This window comes from Paracoccus ravus (genome assembly GCF_004522175.1).
Classification (GTDB): Bacteria; Pseudomonadota; Alphaproteobacteria; order Rhodobacterales; family Rhodobacteraceae; genus Paracoccus; species Paracoccus ravus.
On sequence record NZ_SDEB01000007.1, the window covers coordinates 96,763 to 123,665 of the forward strand.

Here is a 26,903-nt window from a genome sequence, read left to right on the forward strand (position 1 = left end):
ATCGTCCGGCCTGTCCATGGCAGCCGTGCATGCCCGCCCTTGAGTCCATGGCCGCCGGATAACGCGGTCCTATCCTTTTTGCAGAGACCCAGCAGATGGCCATCGCATTTCTTGTCACGCATTCGGGCGGCTTTCATGCCGACGAGCTTCTTTCCTCGGTCATCCTGACACGGCTTCAGCCCCAGGCGCGCCTGGTCCGGACCCGCGAGCCCGAATGGATCACGCCCGGCGAGGACCGCGTGATCTATGACGTCGGTCGGGACTATGATGCGGAACGGATGATCTTTGATCATCATCAGAAAGACGCGCCGCTGCGCGAGGATGGCCGGCCTTATAGTTCCTTCGGGCTTGTCTGGCGTCATTTCGGGCGCGACTACCTGCGGATGACCGGGGTTCCGGAACCCGATATCGAGGGAATTCACGCCTCATTCGATCGCGACTTCGTCCTGCCCGTCGACCTGATGGACAATGGCGCGCTCAGCCCATCTGCGGCAGGGCCGATGCTGGCAGATCTGACACTTCCGATGCTGCTTGAAAGCCTCAAGCCGGTTTTCGATGACCGGGCCGCCCAAGCCGAGGATCAGGCCTTCGACCGCGCGCTGAACATTGCCCGTGCCTTTGTCGAGGCCTCGATCGCGCGCAAGGCTGCCAAGCGACGCGCGGAAAGCATGGTCAGGGCGGCGATCTCGGCCGCCGGCGAGAGCCGGGTGCTGGAGCTACCGATGGGCATGCCCTTTCGATCGGCAGTCATCGACGCCGGTGCGGACCATCTTCTTTTCGTGATCCATCCGCGTGACAGCGACTGGACTCTGACCGGCATCCGCCGCGATGAGGATGGCTTTGCCTTGCGCGCCGACTTGCCCGAGGCCTGGGCCGGATTGACCGATGAGGCCCTCGAGGCTGCCTCTGGGGTCAAGGGCGCGAGGTTTTGCCATAATGGCCGTTTCATCGCCGTCGCCGACAGCCGCGAGGCCATCCTCAAGATGGCGATGCTGGCGGTCGAGAATGCAGCGTAACCCGGACGCATGACCCGTCAGGCGCGGCATCACATTTGCCGGAGAGTGGCTTGCCGGGGATTGCCATTGCGACGCGGTGAACGTCTATAGCGACGAAATGCCCAGAGCAAAGATATTCCCGCAGGGAAAGAAAGATCATCCATGCCGAAGCCGCCCGTCATCCTCATTTGCGCCCTGACCCTTGCCGTCGGGGCCTGCGGGCCGAACACCGCGACCCGAGCGACCACCGGCGCGGCGGCAGGGGCGATCGTCGCCGGGCCGGTCGGTGCGGTCGCGGGGGCGGCGATCGGCGGCAGCGGCGCTGTCCGCATCCCATAGGGTCTCATCGGACTGACCCTTGCGAACCGGGACGATTTTCGCGAGGTGACGAGTGCATTGCGCGCACCGATGCTTTCCGGTTCCGGCACGCAATTGCTGATCCTCGGCTGTCGGCGGCGGAAGTTGACGTGGCTCCCGTTTTGAGAGCCACGCGCCTGCATTGCGTGTTTGTAAAGCAGGAAGGTCCGGAAGATCGCCACCGCGGCAATGGGCGATGCTCGCGACCGACGAGTTTGCGCCTGACATGCGTCATGCAGGCGGCTTCGTGCATGGAGGCTGCGTGATTGATCGCCGGAGAAGCTGTAACGAGCCGTTGAGACGCTTTTGGTCCTAGCCCAATGGCGAACGCGGCCGGGGGTTCTGACCCATCCCAAGGGCCTGCGTCGCGTGCCTCGCTTCAGAGCCGAGCGGTCTGGGTATTTCCGGTCCCCGTGGCGCACACCCCGCATGCGCCAAGCATCTTTTGCTAGGAAAGCATCAGATGGTCTGCGTCCACGGGACTTACGCGGCTCCACTGGCGGCATGGCCCTCTTCGATCTGCACACGAGGATATGAGCGAGCAACCCCGGGGGCAGGACGATGCGTCGACGCCTTCGGCCCGCCGAGATCGAGCGCGTGCCCTGTTCCGAAGAGAGCAAGGGGCAATTCGACCCCGATTCGGAGATCTGCGATCATGCGGACCTTCCTTGCCGCGTGGCACCACGAGGACAAGTGGATCACGCGATCGCGCGTGAAGGTCGGCGTAGGCATGCGCGAGAGGGGATATCCCGGATGGTCGGGGTGAATCCGCATCACCGACATGTGCATGAAGGCCAGATTACGCACCCGCCTTGGAACGGCAAAACGGCCCGTCTCCGGAAAACAGGGTTGCTTCGGCAATGCTTGGGAAAAACATGGTGGGCGGTGAGGGACTCGAACCCCCGACATCTTCGGTGTAAACGAAGCGCTCTACCAACTGAGCTAACCGCCCGCCCAAGCGGCTCTTAGCGTGAACCGGCGGGGCTTTGCAAGCGCCAGTTCACGCCACCTCTCAGCGCCGCAGCCGCGCGATCAGCGAGGACGTGTCCCAGCGCCCGCCGCCCATCCGCTGGACCTCCTTGTAGAACTGATCGACCAGCGCCGTAACCGGCAAAGTGGCGCCATTCTCATTGCCGGTCTGAAGGCAGATCCCCAGATCCTTGCGCATCCAATCCACCGCGAAGCCGAAATCGAAGCGATCTTCCTCCATCGTCTTGTAGCGGTTCTGCATCTGCCAGCTGCCTGCCGCACCCTGGCTGATGACCTCGACCACCTCGGAGATGCTGAGCCCCGCCTTTTCGGCGAAATGAAGCGATTCCGAGAGGCCCTGAACCAGTCCGGCAATGGCGATCTGATTGCACATCTTGGTCAGCTGCCCCGCGCCCGAGGGCCCCATCAGCTTGCAGATCTTGGCATAGGCGTCGATCACCGGGCTGGCACGGTCAAAGTCCCCGGCCGCGCCGCCGCACATGACCGAAAGCTGGCCGTTCTCGGCCCCCGCCTGCCCGCCCGAGACCGGCGCATCGACAAAGCCAAAGCCTTCGGCCGCCGCCAGCGCCGAGAGTTCGCGCGTCACCTTCGCCGAGACGGTCGTGTGATCGACAAAGACCGCGCCCCTCTCCATGCCCTCGAAAGCGCCCGCGCGGTCCAGACACACGGCACGCAGGTCATCGTCATTGCCGACGCAGGCCATGACGAATTCCGCGCCCGCCGCAGCTTCGGCAGCACTGGCGGCGCTTTTGCCGCCATGTTTCGCCACCCAGGCCTCGGCCTTGGCCGTGCTGCGGTTCCAGACCGTCACCTCATGCCCGGCGGCGGCAAGATGCCCGGCCATGGGAAATCCCATCACTCCAAGTCCCAGAAACGCGACACGCGCCATAACTTTCTCTCCCTGCTTGCGAAAGGCGCGTTGATCCGGCTCGCGCCCTGTCCTATTCACCGATGAATTTCACCACCTGCCGCAGGGGTCAACACCTCTGCGCCCAAGCTCGGGACATCGCCCATTTCATGGTGACACTTTTCCGCTGGCTTGTGCGCCTGACGGTCGGACTGATCCTCGCAGGCGTCGCCCTGACCGCCCTTGCATGGTATTTCGCCGTCCGCTCACTGCCCGATTACGACGCCGCCTATCTGGTGAGCGGCATTGATGCCCCGGTCGAGATCGTCCGTTCGACCGAGGATGTCCCGCATATCTTCGGCCAAAGCGACCATGACGTCTTCTATGCGCTGGGGCTGGCCCATGCCCAGGACCGCCTGTTCCAGATGACCGTGCTGCGACGCGCGGCACAGGGGCGTCTGGCGGAAATCTATGGCGCGGGCGCCCTGCCCGCCGATGACCTGGTGCGCCGACTGGGACTGTCGCGGCATGCCCAGGCCTCGCTGGCGGCACAGGACGAGACGACCCGCGCGGCGCTTGCGGCCTATGCCGAGGGGGTCAATGCCTGGATCGGCCAGGTCAATCTGGGCGCCAGAGGGCGGGGCGCGCCCGAGTTCTTTCTTTACCCCGATGAAATCGCCTATTGGGAGCCGGCCGATTCGCTGGCCATCCTGAAACTCTTGGCCGCGAGTTCGACCCGGCAATTGCGCCGCGAGGTCTTGCGCGCGCGGCTTTCGCTGGCCGCGCCCGAACGCGGGCAAGAGCTTGTCGCGGCTCCGGGCGAGCCACCTCTGGCGGATTATGTCGAATTTTTCCCCGGCGCGCGCTTCGCCGCAAATGAGCGCCGCACCGCCGAACCGGACTGGACGGCGCAGCTTGTCGGCTATCTCGCGCCCGGGCTCGGGGCATCGGCCAGCGGCTGGGCGGCGGATGCCAAGCACACCGCCGCGGGCGGGGCGCTTCTGGCCAATGATCCGCAATTCGCACTGACCGTTCCCGGCCTGTGGTATCTGGCGCGGATCGAGTTGGCGAGCGGCGGCGTGATCGGCGGCACCATCCCAGGCATTCCCGTCGTGCTGTCGGGACGCAATCCCAATCTGGCATGGGGCATCACGCCTGCCCAGATCGACGATCAGGATCTTTTCATCGAAGAGGTCCAGCCCGGTGATGCCAGCCGCTATCGCAGTGACAATGGCTGGGTCGAATTCGACACCCGGAACGAAACCATACGGGTGCGCGGCGAGGCCGCGCGGACGGTCACCCTGCGCGAGACCGAGAACGGTCCGATCCTGCCCGCCGCCCAGTTCGACATCGCGAGCATCCTGCCCGCAGGCCATGTCGCGGCCTTGTCCTGGACGGGGGGGCGGGGCGCGGACGGATCGATGAGCGCGCTGATGGGCCTGATGCGTGCCGCTTCGCGCGACGAGGCCGCCCAGGTGCTCGGCGGCATGGTCGCCCCGGCGCTTGAAGTGACCCTTGCCGATAAGAACGGTGTCGGTCAGGTTTTTGCGGGCGCGCTGCCGAAACGCCCTGAAGGCAATTTCGTGCAGGGCCGCCTGCCCCAGCCCGGCTGGAACCCGGCCAATCGCTGGCTCGGGATCGGACCTGCCGCCGTCGCGATGAGCGAGGTCACCGCCGCCCAGGGCATCGTCGTGACAACCGGCAGCAACAGCCGCGATGGAACGGTTCTCGGCCATGACAGGCAGTCGCCCTATCGTCAGGATCGGCTGCGCCATCTGCTCGACAGCCGAGAGGTGCATTCCCGCGAAAGCTTCATCGCGGCGCAGATGGATATCGTGAGCCCGACCGCACGGGCCGTTCTGCCGATCGTCGGCGCGGATCTTTGGTTCACCGGCGAGCCCGCACCCCAGGGCACGCCCGAGCGCCAGCGCCAGGACGCGCTGTCATTGCTTGCGAATTGGGACGGCTCCATGAGCGAGCACCTGCCAGAGCCGATGATCTATACGGCCTGGATGCGCGCGCTGCAGGACCGCTTGCTGCGGGACGAATTGGGGCCGCTTGCCGATGAGATCATCGAGTTTCAGGCCGGTTTCATCGAACGGGTCTATCGGGACGTGAATGGCGCAAGGATCTGGTGCGATATCCGCCAGTCCAGCCCGATCGAGACCTGCACCCAGATCGCGCGACAGGCGCTTGACGCAGCACTTCTGGAACTCACCGCGCGTTTCGGCCCGGATCTAGCCAGCTGGCGCTGGGGCGACCTGCACCGCGCCCGCCATGTCCACCCGTCTCTGGGCGATATCCGCGGGCTGTCCTATATCGTAAGCCTCGTGCAGCCGACTTCGGGCGGAGACAGCACCATCGCCGAGGCAGGCACGCTGGGCTATGGTCAGAACCCCGATCTGAACGTCATCGGCCCGGCCTATCGCGGGGTCTATGATCTGGCCGATCCTGACAGTTCGGTCTTCATCATCTCGACCGGCCAGTCCGGCCATCCGCTGTCGCGTCACTACGACGATCTGAGCGAGCTTTGGCGTCGGGGCGAATATGTCAGCATGTCGCTAGATCCGGATCTGGCCCGCGCGGCCGCAACAGGCATCACCCGGCTCGAACCCGCCGAGGAATAAGGCGCGCGGGCTTGCATCCGGCCCCGCCATCTCCATTCTGGGACGAAACCGGCGAGGGGACTGAGCATGGCGCGCAAGATCATTATCGACAGCGATCCGGGGCAGGATGACGCCGTGGCGATCCTGCTCGCGCTGGCCAGTCCCGAGCTTGAGGTCATGGGGATCACCGCGGTCGCGGGGAATGTGCCGCTGGATCTGACGCAGAAGAACGCGCGCATCATCTGCGAAATCGCGGGGCGCGGAGATATCGCTGTCCATGCGGGATACGACCGCCCGATGCTGCGCCCGCTGGTCACGGCAGAGCATGTCCACGGCAAATCCGGCCTCGACGGTATCGATCTTTTTGAACCCTCCAGCCCGCTCGCGCCCGGCCATGGCGTCGATTTCATCATCGAGACGCTGCGTCGCGAACCCTCGGGCTCGGTGACCCTCGTCCCGATCGGCCCGCTCACCAATATTGCGGCGGCCTTTCACCGCGCTCCCGACATCATCCCCCGGATCGCCGAGATTGCCCTGATGGGCGGCGCCTATTTCGAGGTCGGCAACATCACCCCGGCCGCCGAGTTCAACATCTATGTCGATCCCGAGGCGGCGAAGGTGGTCTTTGCCAGCGGCGCGCCGCTGACGGTTCTGCCGCTCGACGTGACGCATCGCGCCGTGACCAGCCGGGCATGGGTGGAAACCATGCGCGACAGCGGCCCAGTGGGTCAGGCCGTCGCCGGCTGGACGGATTTCTTCGAGCGTTTCGACCGTGAGAAGTACGGCAGCGAGGGCGCGCCGCTGCATGACCCCTGCGCCATCGCCTATCTGCTCAAGCCCGAGCTTTTCCGCGGCCGCAGCATCAATGTCGAGATCGAGACCACGGGCGAGTTCACCCGTGGCATGACGGTGGCGGATTGGTGGCGCGTGTCAGGCCGCAAGGCGAATGCCCAATTCATGCGGGAAATCGACCGGGACGGTTTTTTCGAACTGGTGACCCGGCGGATCACGCGGCTCGACCGGGCGGGGTGATCAGGGCGTCCCGCCGCCATCGCTCTGGGACGCGGCAGGGCCAGCGCCGATGGTCGAGTCCAGACGCTCGATCACCAGATCCGTAACATCGGCTGATTCTGCGGCTACAAAGATCGCGCGCTGGTCCAGGACCACACTTGCGCCCCGCTCGCGCATCACCTGACCCAGGACCGGCAGGGCGGCGCGAAAGAAAGCCGCACGCTCGCTCTCGATCTCGTCCTGAAGCGCGCGCGCGGCCTGTTCGCGGGCGCGGCGCACCTCGACCACGCGCTTGTCGAACTCATCGGCGCGAGCGCGGAATTCTTCGGGCGAAAGCGTCGCCCGAAGCTCGGTCAATTGCTGCTCTTCGGTAGCGAACTGGTCGGCGAGCCGGTCATTTTCGGACGCGACCTCGGCGCTGCGTTTCTCCAGTTCGGCCTGAACGCGCTTGCCCCAGGCCGAGCGCGCGAAAAGCGCCTCGGCCTCGACCGTGAGGATCGCGCTATTGCCGGGGGATGTCGGGGTCTGGACCAGGATCCCTTGCGGCTGATCGCCCCCGCCCGCTTCGGGCAAGGCCGGCACCGCATCGGTTCCGGGGGCGCTCGTCTGGGCCATTCCGCCCTGCACCGTCGCTAGCAACAGGACAAGGCTTAGAATGACCGGAACGACGCGCATCAGAATTTCGTCGACAGGGTCAGGTCGAAATTCTGTTCGAGATCGTAATCTTCCTTCGCGACGGCATGCGAGAAGTTGAAGCGCAGCGGTCCCACCGGCGTGGTCCAGAAGATCGACGCCCCGACCGCGGCGCGGACATGCATGCTGTCATCGACCTCGCCCTGATAGCCCGCGGTATTGTCGAGACCCCAGACCGAACCCGCATCGGCAAAGAGGCCGCCAGCGATGCCATATTCCTCGGGCAGGCCCACCGGGAAACGCATCTCGCCCCGAACCGCCCAGAAATAGTTGCCGCCAAGCGCGTCTTCGTTCGGCGCGTCATTGTCGCGCGGACCGATGCCGTTCGGCTCGAAGCCGCGGATCTTGCCATTGCCGGTATAGCGGTCGAGGAAGCGGCTGTTCTGGTCGTCGAGCATATGCACCGCGCCCATTTCCGCCTCGCCGAGGAAGGTCACGCTTTCGCGCCAGGCCCGGCTTTCGATGCCGCCATAGAAGCCGGTCGTGACGGATTTCACATCCCCGCCCAGCCCCGCGAAATCCTGCGTCAGGCTGAACCGGTAGCTGTTGAGCGGATCGATCCCGGCAACGCGGCTGTCATAGCTGTAGGTGTAGCCCAGCGACGAGCGGAAGAAGCCGCCCTGTTCGAGATAGAGGATCGGCGAGGAGCCATCGAGGTAGCCGGTATCGGGATCGACCGCGATCGGGTCCACGTCGAACAGCGTGTCCTTGCTGAGCTTATAGCGCAGCTCAAGCCGACCGTTCTGCGAAATGGGGAATTCGAGCCCGGTCAGGAAGCCGACCGAACGGGTGTTGTAATCGGCATTGTACTGGTCGGTGGTATTGTACCAGATCTGGCCGCGCGCCTTCAGGTTGCGGCCCAGGAAATAGGGCTCGACGAAGGTGATGCCCGAGGACTGGTTATCCGCCCCCGCGGCAAAGGACAGGTTCAACTCCTGCCCGCGGCCCAGGAAATTCCTTTCCGAAAGCGAGGCGTTGAAGCCGACGCCGGTCGAGACGCCGTAGCTCACGCCGAAATTCAGGCTGCCGGTCGGCTGCTCTTCGACGTTCACATCGACAATGACCTGATCCGAGCCCGAACCCGGCCGGCTTTCGGCCTGGACATCGGCGAAATAGCCCAAGGCCCGCAGACGCTCGGCCGAGTTGCGGATCTCGCGCTGGTTGAAGGGATCGCCCTCGACCGTGTTGAACTGGCGGCGGATCACCTCATCAAGCGTGGTCGTATTGCCCTCGATGTCGATGCGCTCGACAAAGACGCGCTGGCCGCGGGTCAAGGCAAAGGTCAGGTCCAGCGTCTGGTTGCGCGGGTTGCGGGTGATACGCGGCTCGATATTGACGAAGTTCAGGCCCTTCTGGATCGCAACTGCCTCCATCCGGCGGATGGTGGTGTCGATCGTGGTCGGGCTATAGACGGCACCGGGCCGGACGCGGTTTTGCGCGTTGAAATCCGCCGCATCGACTCCCGGAACCTCGCTGATCGTGGTGACATTCCCGAATGTATAGCGGGGGCCTTCCTGGATCTGGTAGGTAATGTAGAAGGCGTCGCGTTCACGCGCGACTTCGGGGGCGACCGCCTGCACGCGGAAATCGGCATAGCCGCGCGAACGGTAGAAATCGGTCAGCAGCTTTTCATCGACGGGCAGACGATCCGGCGCGAAGGTATCGCGCTTGATGAAGGTGCGCAGGAAGCCTGCCTGCTTGGTCTGCAGCACGTTGCGCAGACGCTGGTCGGAAAAGGCGCGGTTGCCGACGAAACCGATGCGCTCGATCTCGGTCACCTCGCCTTCGCGGATTTCAAACACCAGATCGACGCGATTGCCCGAGCGTCGGATGATCTTGGGATCTACTCGGGCGGCAAGACGGCCTTCCGAGGCATAGACCCTGCTGATCTCTGCCGCGTCAGCCTCGGCCTGGGCAGGGGAAAAGACCCGGCGGGACTGCGACTTGACGATCTCGGTAAGGTTCTCGTCCTTGAGACGCTTATTGCCCTCGAAGGCGATGGCGTTGATCGTGGGATATTCCGCGACGCGCACGACAAGCGTGCCCCCGGATGGATCCAGGGTCACGGTCTCGAACAGACCGGAATTCTGCAGCCGCTGCATCGCCGCGTTCAGGTCTCCGCCGCTGACATTCTGGCCGCGGGGAATATCCAGATACGAGATGATCGTCGCCGGCTCGATGCGCTGATTGCCCTCGATGCGGACGTTGCTAAAGACATAGGCAGCGGCGGGAACGGGCAGCATCGCTGCCGGCCCGGCCACTGCCAGCGCCGAAATCAGCGCGAGCGCGCCCCTGCCGAATTTCCTGTCCGTCATTGCTGCCCCTCGTGCGTCTTGCTTGTCAGCGGGTTTGTCCCGCCAGAATTGCCCAAGTGGATAGCGCGAAGCAGCCCGGACTGTCAAAAGGCAAGGCCTTCTCAGGGACAGAAAAGATCGTTGGTGAGCCCCAGGATCATCAATGATAGCACCGCAGCCATGCCCAGAGCCGAAAGAATGTCCAGCACCCGGTCCGAGGGACGGCGTCCCGCGACCGCCTCATAGGCGTAAAACATCAGATGCCCGCCATCAAGAACCGGGACCGGCAGCAGGTTCAGGAAGCCGATGGCCGCCGAAAGCACGCCGATCCACCACAGGAAATCGCTGCCCCCCGCCGAGGCGGCCTGTCCGGTGCTTTCCGCGATCGAGATCGCCCCGCCCAGATTGCAGCTTCCGATCTGTCCCGAGATCATCGCCCAGAGCCCGGAAACCGACGAGGCGATGATGTCCCAGGTGCGCGTGGCTCCGACGGTCAGGGCCTCTACCAGCCCCATGCCGCGAGTCGCGGGATCGAAATAGGTGCCGCCTCCCGTGACGCCGATCATCCAGCGCTTCTCGTAGCCCTCGGCGGTGGGCAGGTCCTGCTCGCGCGGGGTCAGGGTGTAATCCGCCTCGCCCTCGCCCGGCCGCCAGACCCGCAAGAGCAATGGCTTGCCTTCGGCCGCGACGACATGGCTGCGCAGATCGTCGAAGCGCGCAATCGGAGTGCCGTCGATGGCCAGAATGACATCCCCCGCCTTCAACCCGGCATCCGCGGCCGGGCTGCGCGGCGCGATCCCGGTCAGAAGCGGCGGAACCGGGTCCGGGCCAGGCACGACCAGTTCCGTCCCGCCGCGCGAGACGGTCCAGTCATGGACCGGTTTCGGCGCCCCCTCAGCGGCGATGCGGCCCAGATCGGCCCAGGTTTCGACCTTGGCCCCATCAAGAGCAAGAATCCGGTCGCCGGGCTGCAAGCCCATGGCAATCCCTGCGGGCGCGGAGCGCAGCGCGCCGACCTGCGGCGTCTCGACCGGCATGCCCTGCCACATGGCGACACCGCCAAAGACCAGGATCGAGAGGATAAAATTGAAGATCGGTCCCGCCGCGACCGTGGCGAAACGCGCCCAGAGCGGCGCGCCCGGCAGGCTTTGCCGCGTCCGGGCCGGATCGACCTCCTGGCCCGCGCCCGCGCTGGCCGCGTTGCTGTCCCCCAGGAAGCGGACATAGCCGCCCAAAGGAAGTGCCGCGACCTGCCAGAGCGTGCCGTGACGGTCCCGGCGCGAGATCAGCCGCGGACCAAAGCCCAGAGAGAACACCTCAGCCTTGATCCCGGACCAGCGGCCGATGATGTAATGCCCGAATTCATGCACCGTCACGATGATCGAAAGCGCCAGGATAAAGGCGGCGACGGTCCAGACAAGCCCGCCCAGTTCGGCGATCATCCCGCTCATGCCGCACCTGCCGCGCAGGCAGCGTGGCGACGCGCCAGCCGGTCCCAGCCCAGGACCTCATCCAGATCGTCCGGAGTTTCGCCGAAACCTGCCTCTCGCGAGGACAGCGCGAGCGCGCGTTCGACTGCCGGCGCCATGTCGGTGAAGCGAATATGGCCCGCGATGAAATCGTCGAGCGCCTGTTCCTTGGCGGCGTTGAACACCGCCCCTGCCGCGCCACCCGCGAGGATCACCTCGCGCGCGAGACGGAGCGCCGGCCAGCGGCTCTCGTCAGGTTCGCGGAACGTCAGGCTGCCGATCGCGGCCAGATCCAGCGTGGGGACCGGCAGCGCCACCCGCTCGGGCCAGTTCAGCGCATAGCCGATGGCATGGCGCATGTCGGGCGGTCCCATATGGGCCATGCTCGCGCCGTCGCGATGGGTCACGAAGGCATGGATGATTGATTGCGGATGGACCAGAACCCGGATGCGCTCGGCCTCGAGGCCGAAAAGCTCATGCGCCTCTATCACTTCGAGCGCTTTGTTGAACATCGAGGCGCTGTCGATGGTGATACGCTGACCCATGTTCCAATTCGGATGAGAGGATGCCTCGGCCACGCTGGCCCCGGCCAGACGCTCGATCGGCCAGTCCCGGAACGCACCGCCCGAGGCTGTGATCGTCACGCTTTCGACATTTTCGAGATTATCCGAACCAAGCGCCTGAAAAATGGCAGAATGCTCTGAATCCACGGGCAGGATCCGGCTGCCCGATCGCGCCGCCTCGGCGGTGACGAGCCGTCCGGCCGTGACCAGGCTTTCCTTATTCGCGAGGGCCAGAGTCCCGCCCCGGCGCAAGGCGGCGATGCCCGGCGGCAGACCGGCCGCGCCGATGATGGCCGAAAGCGTCCAGTCCGCAGGCCGCGAGGCGGCCTCGATCACGGCTTGCGGACCGGCGGCAGCCTCGATCCCGCTGCCGGCGAGCGCCGCGCGCAGATCATCCAGCTTTTCGGGCAAGGCAGTCACGGCGATCTCGGCGCGCAGCGCCCGTGCCATCTCGGCCAGACGTGCGACATTCGCCGCGCCGGTCAGGGCGATGGTACGAAAACGCTCTGGCCCGCCCGCCCGCATCAAGAGGTCAAATGCACTTTCGCCGATGGAGCCGGTGGCTCCCAGCACAGTAACGCTGCGCATCCGTCAGTCTCCGATCTGCGGCAGGAGGTGAAGCAGTGCCAGAACCAGCGCCAGCAGAAGCGCGCCCGCCATCGCGTCGAACCGGTCCAGCACGCCGCCATGACCGGGGATCAGTTCCGAACTGTCCTTGGCATCGACCCGCCGCTTGAGCCAGCTTTCAGCAATATCGCCGAACTGTCCGGCGATCGCCAGAAGCGGACCGACAAGCAGAACGCCCGGCCCCGACCAGCCCGAGAGCATCAGGATCGCGGCCAGAACCAGCGCGCCGACCCAGCCTGCGAGCGTGCCGCTCCAGGTCTTCTTGGGGCTGATCGAGGGCCAGAACTTGCGTCCTCCGATCTTGCGCCCGACGAAATAGCCCAGCACGTCGGATTGAACGACGGTGGCAACGATCCATAGGATCGTGGGCAATCCCCGGATCTCGCGCAGGACGACAAGGCTGTAGCCCGCCCAGAGGATCGCCGCCGTGAAGCTTGCATAGGCCATGCGCTGGTGACGATGCGTGCCCCCAAGCCCGATCAGGATCGGGACCAGAACCAACAGCATCGGCCAGTCGCCCGGCACGGCGAGCATGGTGAACATGACCAATCCGGAGAGGATCGCGATCAGGATGGGATGATGCGAGGGATGAAACTCGGGATGGCGCCAACTGGTCAGGCGCACCAATTCCCACATCATCAGCCCGCAGATCAGCGCGACGCCCAGTTGCAGCCAGATGCCCGCGACCGCCACCATCGCGAAGCCAAGGATCAGCAGCAGCACGCCCCAGCCAAAGCGCTGGCGCAGATCCCCCCATTGTCCGCCTTTCAGCCTGCCGCGCAACCGGTCGAAAATGTTCGAATATCCCGTCATGCGCTGCCGAAACGTCGGTCGCGCAGACTGAAACGGTCGAGGATTTCGGCCAGATGATCGGGCGTAAAGTCCGGCCAGAGCGTAGGCGTGAACTCATATTCCGAATAGGCCGCTTGAAACGGCAGGAAGTTCGAGGTCCGGGTCTCGCCCGAACTGCGGATCACGAGGTCCGGATCGGGATGGCCCGCCGTATCGAGGCAGGCCGCGAAATCCGCTTCGTTTGGCTCGAATACCTCGCCCCGTGCGATCTTGTCGGCAAGCCTGCGCGAGGCGCGGACGATCTCGTCCCGGCCGCCGTAATTGATCGCCACGGTCAGGTTCAGGCGGGTGTTCATGGCCGTCTTGGCCTCGATCCCCGCCATGAGGCGTTGCAGGCGTCCATCCAGCCGCTCGCGCCCGCCGATGAAGCGCATCCGCACGCCCTCGGCCGAAAGCCCCTCGGCCTCGCGTTCGATATAGCGCGCGAAAATGGCCATGAGGCCCAGAACCTCTTCGGTCGTGCGCTTCCAGTTCTCGGTCGAGAAGGCGTAGAGCGTGAGCCAGTTCACCCCCAGATCCGGGCAGGCCCGGACCAGTTGCTTGACGCGCTCGGCGCCCTTGCGGTGACCGACCAGCCGCGGCCAGCCCTTGTTGACGGCCCAGCGGCCATTGCCATCCATGATGATGGCGACATGACGGGGCCGGGCGACGCTCGTATCGGGCAGTCTGGCTGCGGGATCGGCCATTGAGGGTCAGACCTGCATGATCTCGGCTTGCTTGGATTCGAGCGCCTGATCTACCGAGGCGATCATCTTGTCGGTCAGTTCCTGCACCGAAGATTCCCAGAATTTCTGATCATCCTCGGACATGCCCGACGATTTCGCCTTCTTGATCTGATCCATGCCGTCGCGGCGCACGTTGCGGATCGCGACGCGTGCATGCTCGGCATATTGCGCGGCCACGCGGGTCAGGTCGCGGCGGCGCTCTTCGTTCAGCTCGGGGATCGGCAGCATGATGATCGTGCCATTGAGCTGCGGGTTGATCCCCAGACCCGAATCGCGGATCGCCTTCTCGGCCTTGCCGACCAGCGCCTTGTCCCAGACGTTGATGGTGACCATGCGCGGCTCGGGGACGTTCACGGTGCCGATCTGGTTGATCGGGGTGGGCGAGCCGTAAGCGTCCACCATGATGGGTTCGACCATGCTCGCAGAGGCGCGGCCCGTGCGCAACGAGGCAAACTCGTGGCGCAGGCTGTCCATCGCCCCCTTCATGCGGCGTTCCAGGTCGTCGGTATCGATCTCAATCTCGTCGGACATGCTCGATCATGGCCTTCTGTACTGTGGTTTTCAGCGCTTTTAGCCGAGCGGCACCCGCAAGGCAAAGCCTATGCGGGCATTTTAGCCATGAACACGCGTATAAGTGCCTTCTCCGGCGAGAATCCCGCAGAAACCACCCGGTTCGTCCAGCGAAAAGACGATGATCGGCAGGTCATTGTCACGCGCAAGCGCGATGGCCGAGGCATCCATCACGCCCAGATGCTTCTGCAGCACCTCGTCATAGGTGACATTGTCATAGCGTTTGGCATCGGCGTGCTTCTTGGGGTCCTTGTCATAGACGCCATCGACCTTGGTGCCCTTGAAGATCGCCTCGCAATTCATCTCATTGGCGCGCAGGGTGGCGGCGGTATCGGTCGTGAAATAGGGGTTGCCGGTTCCCGCGGCAAAGATGCAGACGCGCTTCTTTTCCAGATGGCGGACGGCACGGCGGCGGATATAGGGCTCGGCCACCTCGTCCATGCGGATCGCCGAAATCACGCGGGTATGGATGTTCTCGGCCTCGAGCGCGGCCTGCATGGCAAGCGCATTCATCACCGTCGCAAGCATGCCCATATAGTCGGCGGTCGCGCGCTCCATGCCCTGGGCGCTGCCTTGCAGGCCGCGGAAGATATTGCCGCCGCCGATGACCATGCAGATCTCGACGCCCATGTCATGGACCGCGCGGACCTCTTTGGCGATGCGGGCGACGGTCGGCGGATGCAGGCCGTAACCTTGATCCCCCATCAGCGCCTCGCCCGAGATCTTCAGCAGCACACGCGAATACTTACCGGCGGGCAGGGTTTTATCGGACATCGAGGGAGAACCTTTCACGGGGGTGTTTCATTGTCGCGCTAAATGTCGCAAACAGGGCGCATGTTCAACCGCCAGAGCATGCGGGCAAAGTGACGCATCCCCAGTCCATCATCTCGTCTATCTCTCCCTCGAAACATGTGCTGATCGCCGGGCCGACCGCAAGCGGAAAATCCGCACTCGCGCTCGCGCTCGCGATGCAGCAGGGCGGCGTCGTGGTGAATGCCGATGCCTTGCAGGTCTGGTCCTGCTGGCAAGTGATTTCCGCCCGACCCTCGGCCGCGGACGAGGCGCTTGCGCCGCATCGGCTCTATGGCCACATGCGACCCGGCGAGGCGTTTTCCGTGGGCCAGTGGCTTGCTCAGGTACAAGACATCGTGAAGAGCGGCGAAAGGCTGATCGTGGCCGGCGGCACGGGGATGTATCTGCATGCATTGGCCAATGGCCTGGCCGAGATCCCGCCCGTCCCCGCGGAAATCCGGGCCGAGGCCGATGCGATCATCGCCAGAGAGGACGGGCTTTCGCGCATGGTCGCGGATCTGGACCCGCTGACGCGGGACCGGATCGACCTGCGCAACCCGGCCCGCGTGCAGCGCGCATGGGAGGTCCTGCGGGCCACCGGGCGCGGCATCTCGCAATGGCAGGCCGAAACCGGACCGGCGCTGATCGGGCCCGACATCTCCGAGCGGCTTGTACTGGTCTCGGACAGGGATTGGCTGGCCGAGCGCATCTCGCGCAGATTCGGCATGATGATGGAACAGGGGGCGCTGGACGAGGTGCGCGCCATGCTGCCGCAATGGCAGCCGCAGGCGCTTTGGGCGCGGGCGATCGGCGCGCCGGAACTGGTGGCCCATCTGCGGGGCGAATGCAGCCTGCCCGATGCCGTGGAACGCGCGGTGATCGCGACGCGGCAATATGCCAAATCGCAAAGAATCTTTTTCCGCAACCGGATGCGGGACTGGCGGTTAGTCAAGATGGATACTGCATCCTGATTACCACAGCTTAACCCTTCCTCAATCGAAGGGCGATAAGTTTTCGGTGATAGGGCCAAGGCGCGGTAGCCTGAAGCCACGAATCGAGAAAGCCGCCGCATGACCGGAAACCTGCGCTCGCGTGATCTTCCTCTTCCGTCCTCGCCGGCCAGCGCCGAGGATCGCCGCCTGCATGGGGCGTCCATCACCGCGGATGTGATCCTTGAACCTTCGCATCGCGACCCGCGCCCGATCCGGGGATTTGCCGGACCGGCGGCGCAAATCCAGACATCCCCGCTTTCGTCCGAGGCGCGGGCGGAACGCAACAAGCCGGGCTTTCTGCGCGTGCCGCGCAGCGACGGGCTGCGCCTGATGCCGCTCTCGGGCTTTGCCTGGGGCGGCCCCATGCGGAGCACGGTGCCGGGCGGGCAGGAACGGCGGATGCCGCGGCTGCGCGGGGATCATGTGATCCTGTTCGTCGCCAAGGGTGGGACGATCTTGGAATTCCCCCGCAAAAGCGAATTCGTCGGAGAGGGGCGGATCGCCTATATCCCTGCTGGAACCGCGTTTTCGCTGCATCCCCGCCCGGCGGTCGAAGGCTGGGCGCTCTTGCTGCCGCCCGATCTGGTGGCGGATCTTCCGGTGCCCCTGCCCTCGAGATTTCAATATGGCCTGCCGAGCCCGGCAGACGAAACATTGCTCGGTCCGGCACTGGCAGCGCTGGGACAGGACCATCTGCGCGGCTCGGTCGAGCCCCTGGCGACCGCCTGTCATCTGAGCATCGTCTCGCTGGCCCTGTCACGGGCAAGCCAGGATGTCGCCGGGGTCGAGGCGGAGCATCTGCATTCGACCGAGGGCCGAATTCTGACGGACAGTTTCCTGAGCCTCGCGGACCGCCATCTGGGCCAGAACCGCACGATCGCCGAGATGGCGCGCGATCTGGGTTGCACCGTCGCCCAATTGGACCATGCCTGCCACGAAACGCGCGGACGCAGCCCTCTGGAACTGTTATATGCGCTGCGCCTTGACCATGCCGCAGTCCTGCTGCGGGAAACGGATCTTGACGTGGCCCAGATCGCCGAGGATCTCGGCTATAGCGGGCCGGGCCATTTCATGCGCAGCTTTGCCGCAGCCACCGGCCGCACGCCCGAGGCGTTCCGGACCCTGCTGCAGGACGGTCCCGCCGCGGGCGATTAGACGCCAGGCGGAATTGCGCCAATGCGGATCATTCCTCGGACTGGTCCGGCGCGCCCGCCACGTCGTCGCCACGCCCGCGGAAGCCTTGCGCCACGACGAATTTCTCTGAGGAATCCGAGCGGCTTGCCGGCGGCTTCACATTCGCGACCTTGCGGAAATTGCGCTTCAACTGGGCCTGCATCTCGGACTCGGCGCCGCCGGCGAGGACTTTGGCGACAAACGTCCCGCCCGGCTCAAGCACGTCATAGGCAAGCTGCAACGCCGCCTCGACCAGCGCCACGATGCGCAAATGGTCCGTGCCCTTATGCCCGGACGAGGCCGCGGCCATGTCCGACATGACCACATCGGCACGCCCGCCCAGCCATTCCTTGACCTTGTCATCGGCCCCGTCGGACAGGAAATCCAACTGATGCACTTCTGCACCGGCGATTGGCTCGACCTCCTGCAGATCGACGCCCAGCACGCGTCCGACGCGCTTGCCGGATTTCTCGCCCAGAGCATTCACCCGCGGCACGGCCACCTGGCACCAGCCGCCCGGCGCGCAGCCCAGATCGACGACTCGCGCCCCGGGCACGAGAAAGCGGAACTTGTCGTCCAGTTCCATGATCTTGTAGGCGGCGCGGCCGCGATAGCCGTCCTTCTTGGCGCGCGCGACATAGGGATCGTTCAACTGCCGTTCCAGCCAGAGCGTGCTGGACAGCTTGCGCCCCTTGGCCGATTTCACGCGCACCCGCAGGTCACGCTGTCCGCGGCCCGAAGTTTTTTTCGCACCGCCCGGTTTCTTGTCGTCGCTCATCTCATGCTACCCCGTTCAATCCGTCGGGGGCCAGCACCCCGTCCTTGACCATTTGGGCATATAGCAGGCCTTCGCGCAGACCGCGATCCGCAACTGACAGTCTTTTCGTCGGCCAGACCCGCATCAGCGTCTGCAGGATCGCCGCGCCGGACATGATCAGCGCATGTCTTTCGCGGCCGATGCGTGGATCGGCGCGACGCCCTTCCGGACCAAGCGCCAGATAGTCGCGAATCACCCGGTCGATCTGGCTCGATGTCATGGTCAGCCCATCGACCTTGGTGCGGTCATAGCGGCGCAGGCCCAGATGGCTTGCCGCCACCGTGGTCACTGTCCCCGAGGTGCCGATGACCTGAAAATTCTCGTCAAAGCTCTGGCTCAGCGAATAGGGGCTGAAATCCGAGAGCATCTCTTCGAAATGCCAGGACATCAGGGCAAAGCGGCCCTCATCCTCTTCGACATCCTCGAACTGGTCGCGCAGGGTCGCGACGCCCAGAGGCACGCTGATCCAGTCCACCACCCGCGCGCCGCCCGGCTGCGGATTGCGGAACCCATCCGCCAGCCGCATGATCGCGCGCGGCCGTTCCGTCGGTTCGACCTCGGCCAGATCGATCCAGACCAGTTCGGTCGAACCACCGCCGATATCGACGACCAGCAGTTGATCCGTGCGATGGCTGACAAGAGGCGCGCAGGAGATTACCGCAAGACGGGCCTCTTCCTCGGCGCAGATGATCTCGACCGGCAGACCTGTCTCGCGCCGGATCATGCGCAGGAAATCGCGGCTGTTGCGGGCGCGGCGACAGGCCTCGGTCGCGACAAGCCGCATGCGCGTGACCTTATGCGTCTCTAGCTTGCGCCGGCACACCTGAAGGGCATGGACCGTTCGCGCCATCGAGGGACGCGAAAGCCTGCCGGATGCCTCGAGCCCCTGCCCCAGTTGGACCGGCTTCGAGAAACTGTCGATCACCTGGAACTGACTGCCCGACGGTCGGGCAATCAGCATCCGGCAACTGTTGGTGCCAAGATCCAGCGCCGCGTAAAGCGGCCCGTCCTCGGCCGGGCGGGTGACGAAAGGCTCGACCGTATTTCTCGGGAACGCGTCCGCACCCGCGGGACGCCTGGGCGTCATATCCACGCCCTCCGATTTCAAGTTGAGATCAAGTTAGCTTGCACCTTTCACCGGTTCAAGGGGTTGCGCCCCCTGCGCCCCTCGACAGGTGGCGATGAAGGGATTATGCCGCATGACATGATCGTTATCGTCGCACTCATCCTTGGCGCCGCGATCGGTTGGAGACGTGCCGCCCGCTTCGGCGGCGCGCGGGCCGACCGGCTGCAATACGCCGCCGCTCATGGCATCGGCCTGGCTGTGCTGGGCCTCTTCGCCACAATTCTACTGGCCCGGCTGGGCTGATGTTCCGACCCTTTCTCGATAGCCTGCGCCGCCACGGGGTTCCGGCCAGCCTGCGGGAATATCTGGATCTGCTTGCCGGGCTTCAGGCCGGATTGTCGGATTGGACGCCCGAGGGGTTCTACCACCTCGCCCGCGCCGTTCTGGTCAAGAACGAGGCGCATATCGACCGCTTCGACCGGGCCTTTGCCGAGGCATTCTCGGGGCTTGACGAAATCCCGCTGGACGCGCTGGTGAGCCAGGCCGCGATCCCGCGCGAATGGCTGGAAAAGCTGGCCGAGAAATTCCTGACGCCGGACGAGCGCGCAGCGATTCAGGGTCCGGGCAGTTTCGAGGAACTGATGAAACGCCTGCGCGAGCGACTGGCCGAGCAGCAGGGCCGTCATCAGGGCGGCAGCAAATGGATCGGCACGGCGGGAACCTCACCCTTTGGCGCTTACGGCTATAATCCCGAGGGTGTGCGCATCGGGCAAGACGAAAGCCGTCATCGTCGCGCGGCCAAGGTCTGGGACCGACGCGAATTTCGGGATTTTGACGATTCGGTGGCGCTTGGAACCCGCAATATCAAGGTTGCGCTCAAGCGGTTGCGGCAATGGGCCCGGCATGGCGCGGCAGAGGAACTGGACCTGCCCGGCACGATCCGCGCCAGCGCCGAGCATGGATATATCGACGTCCGGACCCGGCCCGAGCGTCATAACGCGGTGAAAGTGCTGCTGTTTCTGGATGTCGGCGGCTCGATGGACGAACATGCCCGGCAGGTGGACGAATTGTTTTCGGCCGCGCGCGCAGAGTTCAAGCATCTCGAACATTTCTACTTTCACAACTGCATCTACGAATCCCTCTGGAAGGACAATCGCAGGCGCTGGACCGAGACCATGCCGACCCGCGAGGTGATCAATCGCTATGGCCGGGACTACAAGGCCATTTTCGTCGGTGATGCGGCCATGTCACCCTATGAGATTGCTCTCGCCGGTGGCGCGAACGAACATTGGAACCCCGAGTCCGGCGAGATCTGGCTGCGGCGTCTGCGCGAGGCCTGGCCCGACAATGTCTGGCTGAACCCGCTCGCCCCGGCAGACTGGCCGCAGACAAGATCGATCCAGATGGTTCAGACGATCTTCGAGCAAAGGATGAAACCCCTGACACTCGAGGGACTGACCGAGGCCATGCGGCTGCTTGGCTAGCGCCCCGGGCGATCCCATATTGGTGACATGCTGAAATTCACGCCGATCCTTCTCATCCTGCTTTACACCGCCGCGATGTGGTATTTCTCGCTCTGGCGGCTCAAGGCCGAGTTGCAGACAAAATCCACACCGCTCGATCACCCGAGGCTACAGCCGATGCTGGCCCGGCTGGGCAAGGCGATGGATCTGCCACCGATCCGGGCTCATATCTACGAGATCGCCCCGGTCAACGGGCTGGCCGCGCCGGATGGGCGCATCTTTCTGACCCGCGGATTCATCGACCGGCTGGATCGCGGCGAGGTCACCGAGCCAGAGCTGGCCTCGGTCATTGCGCATGAGCTGGGCCATGTCGCGCATGGGCATTCGCGAAAACGCATGGTCGATTTTGCCGGTCAGAACGTGATTCGCATGGTCCTTGCGGGTCTGCTTGGCAGGCTGTTGCCCGGCATTGGCGCATGGATCGCGGGCATTGTGGCAACAGCGGTGGCCGCGCGGCTATCGCGCGAGGATGAATTCGAAGCCGATGCCTTTGCAAGCGCCCTGATGGTCAAGGCGGGGCTGGGCACCGCGCCTCAGAAAAGCCTGTTTCGCAAGCTGGAAGGACTGACCGGTGGGACAAAAGGGCAGCCGGCCTGGCTGATGTCCCATCCCAAGACCGAAGCACGCATCGCCGCCATCGAGAGACTCGAAGCGCGCTGGGGGCTCGACCGGGCTTGTCCCGCGAAATGATTGCCATATGCTGCGGCTGCAAAGCGTTCTGAGCCGTAATGACCCGACCCTTTCGCCGCCGCGTGCTTTACATTCCCGGCTACGACCCGATCCCGCCCCGGCGGTACCGCGAGCTGTACAAGCGCGAGGGCAGCGCGCAGGCCCGCATCTCGGGCTATGACCTGGACTTCGGGCCGAGGCGGGACCGCAAGGGCTTTGGCTGGGGCGTCGCGGGCCGGTTCGGTGACCAGACGAGCGAAGCCGAGATCGAGGTTCTGGTCTGGGCCGATATCGTCCAGGGCTCGATGGGTCAGTCGATCCTGGCCACCTATGATCAGCTTTGGCGCACGGCCTGGGCCTATATAGGCAGCGGCGCGCTGTTTCGCCTGATGCGACTGCGCCGTGGTCCGGTGATTGCGGCGCTCTATCCCGTGGTCATCCTGATCCTGCAATTGCTGGCGGCGCTTCTGGTCGGCGGCGCAGTGGGATGGGCGCTGGGATGGGTGACGGGTCTGGGACATTGGCTGGCACTTCCGGTCACGCTGGCCCTGTGCTGGCTGGGCCTGCGCCTGTGGCAGCGGATCGACGGCAGGATCTTTGCCTATTACCTGATGCATGATTACGCGTTCACGGCGCGGAATGGCGGGGCCTATCCCGCCGCACTCGAGGCGCGTCTTTCCGAATTCGCGACTCGCATCGCCGAGGTGCTGCAAGGTGACTGGGATGAGGTGCTCGTGGTCGGGCATAGTTCCGGAGCCTATCTCGGGGTCTCGGTCCTTGCCGATCTGATCCGGCAGGGCCATGTGCCGAAGGATGGGCCAAGGCTGGCCTTCCTGTCTTTGGGGCATGTCGTGCCGATGGCCTCGTTCCTGCCCCGCGCCAATCGCCTGCGCAGGGATTTGCGGGACCTTTCGGATCGGGACGAGTTGACTTGGATCGATGTCACCGCGCCGGGGGATGCCTGCTCGTTCGGGCTCTGCGATCCGGTGGCGGTTTCAGGCGTCGCGCCAGCCGGACGCAAGCATCCCCTGATCCTGTCCGCGGCCTTTTCGCAGACGCTTTCCCCCGAAAAACGGCGCGCCTTGCGCTTTCACTGGTTCAGGCTGCATTTCCAGTATCTCTGCGCCTTTGACCGGCCGGGAGATTACGACTATTTCGCAATCACCGCCGGCCCGGTCACGCTGGAGCAACGCTTTGCCGGACGTGCGCATTCCCCCGGCCGCATCGCCCGCCCGGTCAATCGCTGGACCGCGACATGATCCCGCCCCGACCTGCAGGACGACAGGGCAAGAGCTCGGTCTGGCGTTTTGTCCGGGACTTTCGCCATGACATCCTGACCGCGCAATCCGACAGGCTTTACCGCGCCTGGATGGCAGAGTTCCGCGGTGGCGTGGTCCACAGCTTTACCTGCAACCATCCCGACCTTGTCCAACTGATCCTGACCGGCCAGCCGCAGAATTTCCCGAAATCGCCGCGCATGGCGGCGGGGCTGGAACCCTTGCTGGGAAATTCCAGCTTCATCTCGAATGACGAGACCTGGCTTCGGCAGCGACGGATCATCAACCTGGCCTTTGAACGCGGGCGCGTGCGCCAGTCCTTTCCGGCGATGTGGGACGCGGCGCAGGCGGCGATCGCGCGGCTGGAATTGCAGGCGGACGGGAGCGAGCGCGACATCGAACCCGAAACCGCGCATCTTGCCGCCGATGTGATCTTTCGCTCGCTTTTCTCGATCCCGATCGAGGATCGCATCGCCGGTCAGGTCTTTCAGTCCTTCCGCGCGCATCAGGCGGCGCAGCCGATGGTCAATCTGGGGGCGCTGCTCGGGCTGCCCCGCTGGGCGAGGGTACACCGCCCCGGTGTGAGACGCTCGGCCCGGCGCATCAGATCCCTGATCCGCCAGCTCGTGGATGAACGCGCCGCGCGGATCGAGGCCGGCGTCGCCCCGCCGGACCTTGCCACCAAGCTGATGACCACGCCGGACCCGGAAAACGGTTGCCCGTTTTCCCGCGGCGAGATGGTCGATGAAGTCGCGACCTTTTTCTTGGCCGGTCACGAGACCGGGGCCTCGGCCCTCGCCTGGGCGCTGTATCTCCTGTCCGAGTCCCCAGAATGGCAGGACCGGGTCGCGCGCGAGGCGCGCGCGCGGCTGGCCCCGGAATTCTCATGCGTGAGGCATTTGGAAACCTCGCGCGCTGTCTTCCGCGAAGCGCTGCGGCTTTATCCACCGGTGGCCATGACCGTCCGCGAATCCCGCCACGAGGGCATCATGCGCGGGCGCAGGGTCCCGCGCGGCGCGCAGATGGTGATCTCGCCCTGGCACCTGCATCGCCATGAACGGCTATGGGACAATCCGCATGGTTTCGACCCCGCGCGCTGGGACAGCGAAAACGGCAAAGAATGCCAAAAAACCGCCTATATCCCCTTCTCGGCCGGGCAAAGGGTCTGCCCCGGCGCGGGTTTCGCCATGGTCGAGGGTCCGCTGCTTTTATCCGCCATTGTCGGAGCCTTCCGGCTGGATCCGCCTGCCACGCCGCCCCAGCCGATCATGCGGCTGACACTGCGCGGCAAGGACGGCATCCGCCTGCGGCTGCGCAGGCGGTCATGAGCCTGTAGGATCAGAGCCGGTAGATGTCCTGGAACTTGGCCTCGAGATAGTCCAGCAGAGGCGCTTCGCTCACCGGCTCGCCCGTAGCCTGTTCGATCAGATCGCGCGGTGCAAATAGGCCGCCGTGCCGCTGCATGTTCTCGCGCAGCCATTCCACGGCGGGCGAGGCATCGCCCTGCAAGAGCGCCTGACCCAGATCCGGAACGGCGGCCTGCATCGCCCTGTTCAGGCAACCGGCATAGACATTGCCAAGGGCATAGGTCGGGAAATAACCGAATAGGCCTACTGCCCAATGCACGTCCTGCAAAACACCATTTGCCGGACGATCCACCGCCACGCCGAAATCCTTGAGAAAACGTGCATTCCAGGCCTCGACCAGATCGCCGGTATCGAGCCGCCCCGAGATCAGGTCGCGCTCGAGATCGAAGCGCAGCATGATATGCAGGTTATATTGCACCTCGTCGGCTTCGGTGCGGATATAACCCGGTGTCACGCGGTTGACCGTGGCATAGAAGGCCTCGGCATCCGACACGGACAACCCGTCAAATGCGTCCGACATGCGCTGGTAAAGCCAGCCGGTAAAGGCGCGGCTCCGGCCGATCTGGTTTTCGTAGATCCGGCTTTGGCTTTCATGCGCCCCCATCGAGACCCCCCGCCCCAGCGGAGTGAAGGCATAATCGCTGTCGATACCCTGCTCGTAGCTGGAATGGCCGACTTCATGGATGGTCGAGTAGAGGCAGTTGAACGGGTCGGTCTCGACAACGCGGGTCGTGATCCGGCTGTCCTGCCAGCGCCCGGAGCTGAAGGGATGCACCGCAATATCCATCCGCCCGCGCGTCCAGTCATAGCCAAAGGCCGTGGCACAGGTCCGCGCCAGACGCAGCTGCGTTTCCTGTGCGAAATGACCCTGAAGCGGCGCGGGCTGATGCTCCGATCCCAGCACATCCTCGCGGAGCGCAACAAGCCGGGGGCGCATCGCGTCGAAAAGCGCCGATATTTCCGCCTGAGTCGCGCCCGGCTCGTAATCGTCGAGCAGCGCGTCGTAAAGATCTCCGCCATTCGCAAGGGCTGCCGCCTCTTCGCGCTTGAGCATCAGGATGTCGTTGAGAACCGGCAGGAAGTCCTCGGGCGCGTCATTGGCGCGCGCCTCGGCCCAGATGCCTTGCGCCAGCGAGGTCTGGCGCGCGATCTCGGTGGCAAGACGGGACGGCACCAGCGCCGCACGGCGAAAGTCGCGGGCGACAAGATCCAGGATGCGCTGGTCCTCGTCATCTGCCGCCTCGGCCTGATCCAGCCATTCGCCGATCCGCGGATCGTTGCGGCGCTCGTGCAAGACGGCCTCCATCGCGGCCATCTCCTCGGCGCGCTGCTCGGTCGCGCCGCGCGGCATGACGGTCTCCTGGTCCCAGCCGAGGCGCTCGGCCACGGAACTCAGCGCTTCGGTCTGGCGCTGAAAGGCAAGAAGATCGTCGAATGCGCTCATCTGACAGTTCCCCGGACGGAGGTTTCATAAGGGTAACGGGCATGGTGGCGCGCCCGCAGGATCATGGTGAAGAGCGCGACCGCGCCAAGCTGATGCGCGAGCGCCAACGGCAGCGGCGAGGCGTGCAGGACGTTCATCACGCCCAGAAGGATCTGCACCGCGAGCGCGGCCAGCATCACGCCGTAAGCCCCCCGCGTCACCGGATGGGGCGAGCGGCGCGAACGCAGGAAGACAACGAGGCCGAAGATCGTAAGCAGGTAGCCGGTCATGCGATGGATGAACTGCACCAGCGCCGGATTTTCGAAGAAGTTGCGCCAACCCAATGTGGTGTCCCAGATTTCCGCAGGAATCCACTCGCCTCCCATGGTCGGCCAACCCGTATAGGTCCGGCCCGCATCAATCCCCGCCACCAGCGCGCCGAGCAGGATCTGCAGGAAGGTCAGATGCAGAAGCCCGGTCGTCATCGAGAAGAGCTTGTCCTCACCCGCGCGGCGGGCGCGCATCAGCTGCGCCTCGGGGCGCGCGAGCGAAAGCACATACCAGACGATCAGGCCGAGGATCGCGAAGGCGAGGCCGAGATGGATCGCCAGCCGATAGGAGGCCACGCGGACCAGATCGCCCGAGAGGCCGGAATGCACCATCCACCAGCCGATCGCGCCCTGCGCGCCGCCAAGCGCGCCAAGCAGAAGCAGACGTGGGGTCCAGCCGACAGGAATCTGGCGCGCGACGAGGAAGCCAAAGAAACCGACCGCCCAGACCAGCCCGATCAGGCGGCCCAGCAGGCGATGTGACCATTCCCACCAGTAGATCTGCTTGAAGCCCCCGAGGTCCATGTCCGGATTGACCTCGGTGAATTGCGGGATGAGCTTGTACTTGTCGAACTCGGCCTGCCATGCGGCGGGGTCCATCGGCGGGATCGCCCCGGTCACCGGCTTCCATTCGGTGATCGAGAGGCCCGAACCCGTCAGGCGCGTCGCGCCGCCAAGGGCGATCATCGCCACGACCAGCACGAAAATCACCAGCAGCCACAGCCTGATCGCGCCGCGCGCACCTCGATTTCCGGCATCGATCATGCCGCCCGCAGGCGGGGTGGCGCGGGGCGTCGTCTCGGTGACTTCCTGAAAGACGGGACGTCTTGCCATGTCAGCTTCCTTGTCGCTTGACCGAACCTTGACCGGCCTCGG

Annotated in this window: 24 protein-coding genes and 1 tRNA gene; 11 read left to right on the plus strand and 14 right to left on the minus strand. The window is 64.9% G+C overall.

Going from position 1 to position 26,903, the window contains the following annotated elements:
- Positions 1–95: 95 nt before the first annotated feature.
- Together ESZ60_RS08090 and ESZ60_RS20710 are read left to right on the plus strand one after the other, a co-directional pair.
- Entirely contained in the window at positions 96–1,016 is a 921-nt protein-coding gene (locus tag ESZ60_RS08090; RefSeq protein WP_134680022.1) for an MYG1 family protein, read from the plus strand.
- A gap of 141 nt (positions 1,017–1,157) precedes the next feature.
- Complete coding sequence (locus ESZ60_RS20710) at positions 1,158–1,334, plus strand: hypothetical protein (protein ID WP_167620089.1); 177 nt, start codon at positions 1,158–1,160, stop codon at positions 1,332–1,334.
- A gap of 894 nt (positions 1,335–2,228) precedes the next feature.
- On the opposite strand, the gene ESZ60_RS08095 is transcribed toward ESZ60_RS20710, so the two are convergent.
- A tRNA-Val gene (locus ESZ60_RS08095) sits at positions 2,229–2,304 on the minus strand.
- A gap of 60 nt (positions 2,305–2,364) precedes the next feature.
- Positions 2,365–3,231, minus strand: coding sequence for an NAD(P)-dependent oxidoreductase (locus ESZ60_RS08100; protein ID WP_134680024.1), 867 nt, complete (start codon positions 3,229–3,231; stop codon positions 2,365–2,367).
- A 128-nt stretch (positions 3,232–3,359) separates the two neighbouring features.
- Between ESZ60_RS08100 and ESZ60_RS08105 the strand changes: the two genes are divergently transcribed.
- Together ESZ60_RS08105 and ESZ60_RS08110 are read left to right on the plus strand one after the other, a co-directional pair.
- Positions 3,360–5,816 (plus strand): penicillin acylase family protein, encoded by a 2,457-nt coding sequence (locus ESZ60_RS08105; protein ID WP_134680026.1) that lies wholly within the window; start codon positions 3,360–3,362, stop codon positions 5,814–5,816.
- 66 nt (positions 5,817–5,882) lie between these two features.
- On the plus strand, positions 5,883–6,827 hold the full coding sequence (locus ESZ60_RS08110; RefSeq protein WP_134680028.1) for a nucleoside hydrolase: 945 nt from the start codon (positions 5,883–5,885) through the stop codon (positions 6,825–6,827).
- On the opposite strand, the gene ESZ60_RS08115 is transcribed toward ESZ60_RS08110, so the two are convergent.
- The 8 genes from ESZ60_RS08115 to pyrH all read right to left on the minus strand — a co-directional run bounded on the left by ESZ60_RS08115 (position 6,828) and on the right by pyrH (position 15,373).
- Positions 6,828–7,481, minus strand: a complete 654-nt coding sequence (locus ESZ60_RS08115; RefSeq protein WP_245155620.1) for an OmpH/Skp family outer membrane protein — start codon at positions 7,479–7,481, stop codon at positions 6,828–6,830.
- Complete coding sequence (bamA, locus tag ESZ60_RS08120; protein ID WP_134680030.1) at positions 7,481–9,814, minus strand: outer membrane protein assembly factor BamA; 2,334 nt, start codon at positions 9,812–9,814, stop codon at positions 7,481–7,483. Before bamA ends, ESZ60_RS08115 begins: the two co-directional genes overlap by 1 nt.
- A 101-nt stretch (positions 9,815–9,915) precedes the next feature.
- On the minus strand, positions 9,916–11,244 hold the full coding sequence (gene rseP, locus ESZ60_RS08125) for an RIP metalloprotease RseP (RefSeq protein ID WP_134680032.1): 1,329 nt from the start codon (positions 11,242–11,244) through the stop codon (positions 9,916–9,918).
- Positions 11,241–12,413, minus strand: coding sequence for a 1-deoxy-D-xylulose-5-phosphate reductoisomerase (gene dxr / locus ESZ60_RS08130; protein ID WP_134680034.1), 1,173 nt, complete (start codon positions 12,411–12,413; stop codon positions 11,241–11,243). The genes rseP and dxr overlap by 4 nt, the downstream gene beginning before the upstream one ends.
- Positions 12,414–12,416: 3 nt before the next feature.
- Entirely contained in the window at positions 12,417–13,265 is an 849-nt protein-coding gene (locus tag ESZ60_RS08135) for a phosphatidate cytidylyltransferase (RefSeq protein ID WP_134680036.1), read from the minus strand.
- Positions 13,262–13,990, minus strand: a complete 729-nt coding sequence (gene uppS / locus ESZ60_RS08140; protein WP_134680038.1) for a polyprenyl diphosphate synthase — start codon at positions 13,988–13,990, stop codon at positions 13,262–13,264. Before uppS ends, ESZ60_RS08135 begins: the two co-directional genes overlap by 4 nt.
- A gap of 6 nt (positions 13,991–13,996) precedes the next feature.
- On the minus strand, positions 13,997–14,560 hold the full coding sequence (frr, locus tag ESZ60_RS08145; RefSeq protein ID WP_134680039.1) for a ribosome recycling factor: 564 nt from the start codon (positions 14,558–14,560) through the stop codon (positions 13,997–13,999).
- 81 nt (positions 14,561–14,641) lie between these two features.
- Positions 14,642–15,373, minus strand: a complete 732-nt coding sequence (gene pyrH, locus ESZ60_RS08150; RefSeq protein WP_134680041.1) for a UMP kinase — start codon at positions 15,371–15,373, stop codon at positions 14,642–14,644.
- 89 nt (positions 15,374–15,462) lie between these two features.
- Here pyrH and miaA point away from each other — a divergent pair, with 89 nt between their 5' ends.
- Both miaA and ESZ60_RS08160 read left to right on the plus strand, forming a co-directional pair.
- Positions 15,463–16,362, plus strand: coding sequence for a tRNA (adenosine(37)-N6)-dimethylallyltransferase MiaA (miaA, locus tag ESZ60_RS08155; protein ID WP_134680043.1), 900 nt, complete (start codon positions 15,463–15,465; stop codon positions 16,360–16,362).
- A gap of 99 nt (positions 16,363–16,461) precedes the next feature.
- The gene (locus tag ESZ60_RS08160) at positions 16,462–17,538 is read left to right on the plus strand and encodes a helix-turn-helix transcriptional regulator (protein WP_134680045.1); all 1,077 of its coding nucleotides are present in this window, start codon (positions 16,462–16,464) and stop codon (positions 17,536–17,538) included.
- Positions 17,539–17,566: 28 nt separating this feature from the next.
- On the opposite strand, the gene ESZ60_RS08165 is transcribed toward ESZ60_RS08160, so the two are convergent.
- Positions 17,567–18,334, minus strand: coding sequence for an RlmE family RNA methyltransferase (locus tag ESZ60_RS08165; protein ID WP_134680047.1), 768 nt, complete (start codon positions 18,332–18,334; stop codon positions 17,567–17,569).
- A gap of 1 nt (position 18,335) precedes the next feature.
- Positions 18,336–19,460 (minus strand): Ppx/GppA phosphatase family protein, encoded by a 1,125-nt coding sequence (locus tag ESZ60_RS08170; RefSeq protein WP_134680053.1) that lies wholly within the window; start codon positions 19,458–19,460, stop codon positions 18,336–18,338.
- Positions 19,461–19,565: 105 nt separating this feature from the next.
- Between ESZ60_RS08170 and ESZ60_RS20715 the strand changes: the two genes are divergently transcribed.
- Genes ESZ60_RS20715 through ESZ60_RS08190 form a run of 5 tightly spaced genes read left to right on the plus strand, consistent with a single transcriptional unit; the run spans position 19,566 to position 24,236 of the window.
- A complete protein-coding gene (locus ESZ60_RS20715) occupies positions 19,566–19,742 on the plus strand; it encodes a hypothetical protein (protein ID WP_167620087.1) in 177 nt (58 codons plus the stop codon).
- Positions 19,742–20,923 carry a vWA domain-containing protein gene (locus tag ESZ60_RS08175; RefSeq protein ID WP_134680055.1) on the plus strand — a complete coding sequence of 394 codons (1,182 nt, stop codon included), beginning with the start codon at positions 19,742–19,744 and terminating at the stop codon, positions 20,921–20,923. The genes ESZ60_RS20715 and ESZ60_RS08175 overlap by 1 nt, the downstream gene beginning before the upstream one ends.
- A 27-nt stretch (positions 20,924–20,950) precedes the next feature.
- Entirely contained in the window at positions 20,951–21,652 is a 702-nt protein-coding gene (locus ESZ60_RS08180; RefSeq protein WP_134680057.1) for a M48 family metallopeptidase, read from the plus strand.
- A gap of 38 nt (positions 21,653–21,690) precedes the next feature.
- Positions 21,691–22,890: a hypothetical protein gene (locus ESZ60_RS08185; protein ID WP_134680059.1), complete on the plus strand. Its 1,200-nt coding sequence runs from the start codon at positions 21,691–21,693 to the stop codon at positions 22,888–22,890.
- Positions 22,887–24,236, plus strand: a complete 1,350-nt coding sequence (locus ESZ60_RS08190; protein WP_134680061.1) for a cytochrome P450 — start codon at positions 22,887–22,889, stop codon at positions 24,234–24,236. The genes ESZ60_RS08185 and ESZ60_RS08190 overlap by 4 nt, the downstream gene beginning before the upstream one ends.
- A 10-nt stretch (positions 24,237–24,246) precedes the next feature.
- On the opposite strand, the gene ESZ60_RS08195 is transcribed toward ESZ60_RS08190, so the two are convergent.
- Together ESZ60_RS08195 and ctaA are read right to left on the minus strand one after the other, a co-directional pair.
- Positions 24,247–25,719 carry a carboxypeptidase M32 gene (locus ESZ60_RS08195; RefSeq protein WP_134680063.1) on the minus strand — a complete coding sequence of 491 codons (1,473 nt, stop codon included), beginning with the start codon at positions 25,717–25,719 and terminating at the stop codon, positions 24,247–24,249.
- A complete protein-coding gene (ctaA, locus tag ESZ60_RS08200; RefSeq protein ID WP_134680065.1) occupies positions 25,716–26,861 on the minus strand; it encodes a heme A synthase in 1,146 nt (381 codons plus the stop codon). Before ctaA ends, ESZ60_RS08195 begins: the two co-directional genes overlap by 4 nt.
- Between the last annotated feature and the right edge of the window lie 42 nt (positions 26,862–26,903).

What these genes read in the sequence shown, in the direction of transcription:
- ESZ60_RS08090 (WP_134680022.1), top strand. Translation starts at nt 96, where the DNA reads ATGGCCATCGCATTTCTTGTCACGCATTCGGGCGGCTTTCATGCCGAC.
- ESZ60_RS20710 (WP_167620089.1), top strand. Translation starts at nt 1,158, where the DNA reads ATGCCGAAGCCGCCCGTCATCCTCATTTGCGCCCTGACCCTTGCCGTC.
- ESZ60_RS08100 (WP_134680024.1), bottom strand. Translation starts at nt 3,231, where the DNA reads ATGGCGCGTGTCGCGTTTCTGGGACTTGGAGTGATGGGATTTCCCATG.
- ESZ60_RS08105 (WP_134680026.1), top strand. Translation starts at nt 3,360, where the DNA reads ATGGTGACACTTTTCCGCTGGCTTGTGCGCCTGACGGTCGGACTGATC.
- ESZ60_RS08110 (WP_134680028.1), top strand. Translation starts at nt 5,883, where the DNA reads ATGGCGCGCAAGATCATTATCGACAGCGATCCGGGGCAGGATGACGCC.
- ESZ60_RS08115 (WP_245155620.1), bottom strand. Translation starts at nt 7,481, where the DNA reads ATGCGCGTCGTTCCGGTCATTCTAAGCCTTGTCCTGTTGCTAGCGACG.
- bamA (WP_134680030.1), bottom strand. Translation starts at nt 9,814, where the DNA reads ATGACGGACAGGAAATTCGGCAGGGGCGCGCTCGCGCTGATTTCGGCG.
- rseP (WP_134680032.1), bottom strand. Translation starts at nt 11,244, where the DNA reads ATGAGCGGGATGATCGCCGAACTGGGCGGGCTTGTCTGGACCGTCGCC.
- dxr (WP_134680034.1), bottom strand. Translation starts at nt 12,413, where the DNA reads ATGCGCAGCGTTACTGTGCTGGGAGCCACCGGCTCCATCGGCGAAAGT.
- ESZ60_RS08135 (WP_134680036.1), bottom strand. Translation starts at nt 13,265, where the DNA reads ATGACGGGATATTCGAACATTTTCGACCGGTTGCGCGGCAGGCTGAAA.
- uppS (WP_134680038.1), bottom strand. Translation starts at nt 13,990, where the DNA reads ATGGCCGATCCCGCAGCCAGACTGCCCGATACGAGCGTCGCCCGGCCC.
- frr (WP_134680039.1), bottom strand. Translation starts at nt 14,560, where the DNA reads ATGTCCGACGAGATTGAGATCGATACCGACGACCTGGAACGCCGCATG.
- pyrH (WP_134680041.1), bottom strand. Translation starts at nt 15,373, where the DNA reads ATGTCCGATAAAACCCTGCCCGCCGGTAAGTATTCGCGTGTGCTGCTG.
- ESZ60_RS08160 (WP_134680045.1), top strand. Translation starts at nt 16,462, where the DNA reads ATGACCGGAAACCTGCGCTCGCGTGATCTTCCTCTTCCGTCCTCGCCG.
- ESZ60_RS08165 (WP_134680047.1), bottom strand. Translation starts at nt 18,334, where the DNA reads ATGAGCGACGACAAGAAACCGGGCGGTGCGAAAAAAACTTCGGGCCGC.
- ESZ60_RS08170 (WP_134680053.1), bottom strand. Translation starts at nt 19,460, where the DNA reads ATGACGCCCAGGCGTCCCGCGGGTGCGGACGCGTTCCCGAGAAATACG.
- ESZ60_RS20715 (WP_167620087.1), top strand. Translation starts at nt 19,566, where the DNA reads ATGCCGCATGACATGATCGTTATCGTCGCACTCATCCTTGGCGCCGCG.
- ESZ60_RS08175 (WP_134680055.1), top strand. Translation starts at nt 19,742, where the DNA reads ATGTTCCGACCCTTTCTCGATAGCCTGCGCCGCCACGGGGTTCCGGCC.
- ESZ60_RS08180 (WP_134680057.1), top strand. Translation starts at nt 20,951, where the DNA reads ATGCTGAAATTCACGCCGATCCTTCTCATCCTGCTTTACACCGCCGCG.
- ESZ60_RS08185 (WP_134680059.1), top strand. Translation starts at nt 21,691, where the DNA reads ATGACCCGACCCTTTCGCCGCCGCGTGCTTTACATTCCCGGCTACGAC.
- ESZ60_RS08190 (WP_134680061.1), top strand. Translation starts at nt 22,887, where the DNA reads ATGATCCCGCCCCGACCTGCAGGACGACAGGGCAAGAGCTCGGTCTGG.
- ESZ60_RS08195 (WP_134680063.1), bottom strand. Translation starts at nt 25,719, where the DNA reads ATGAGCGCATTCGACGATCTTCTTGCCTTTCAGCGCCAGACCGAAGCG.
- ctaA (WP_134680065.1), bottom strand. Translation starts at nt 26,861, where the DNA reads ATGGCAAGACGTCCCGTCTTTCAGGAAGTCACCGAGACGACGCCCCGC.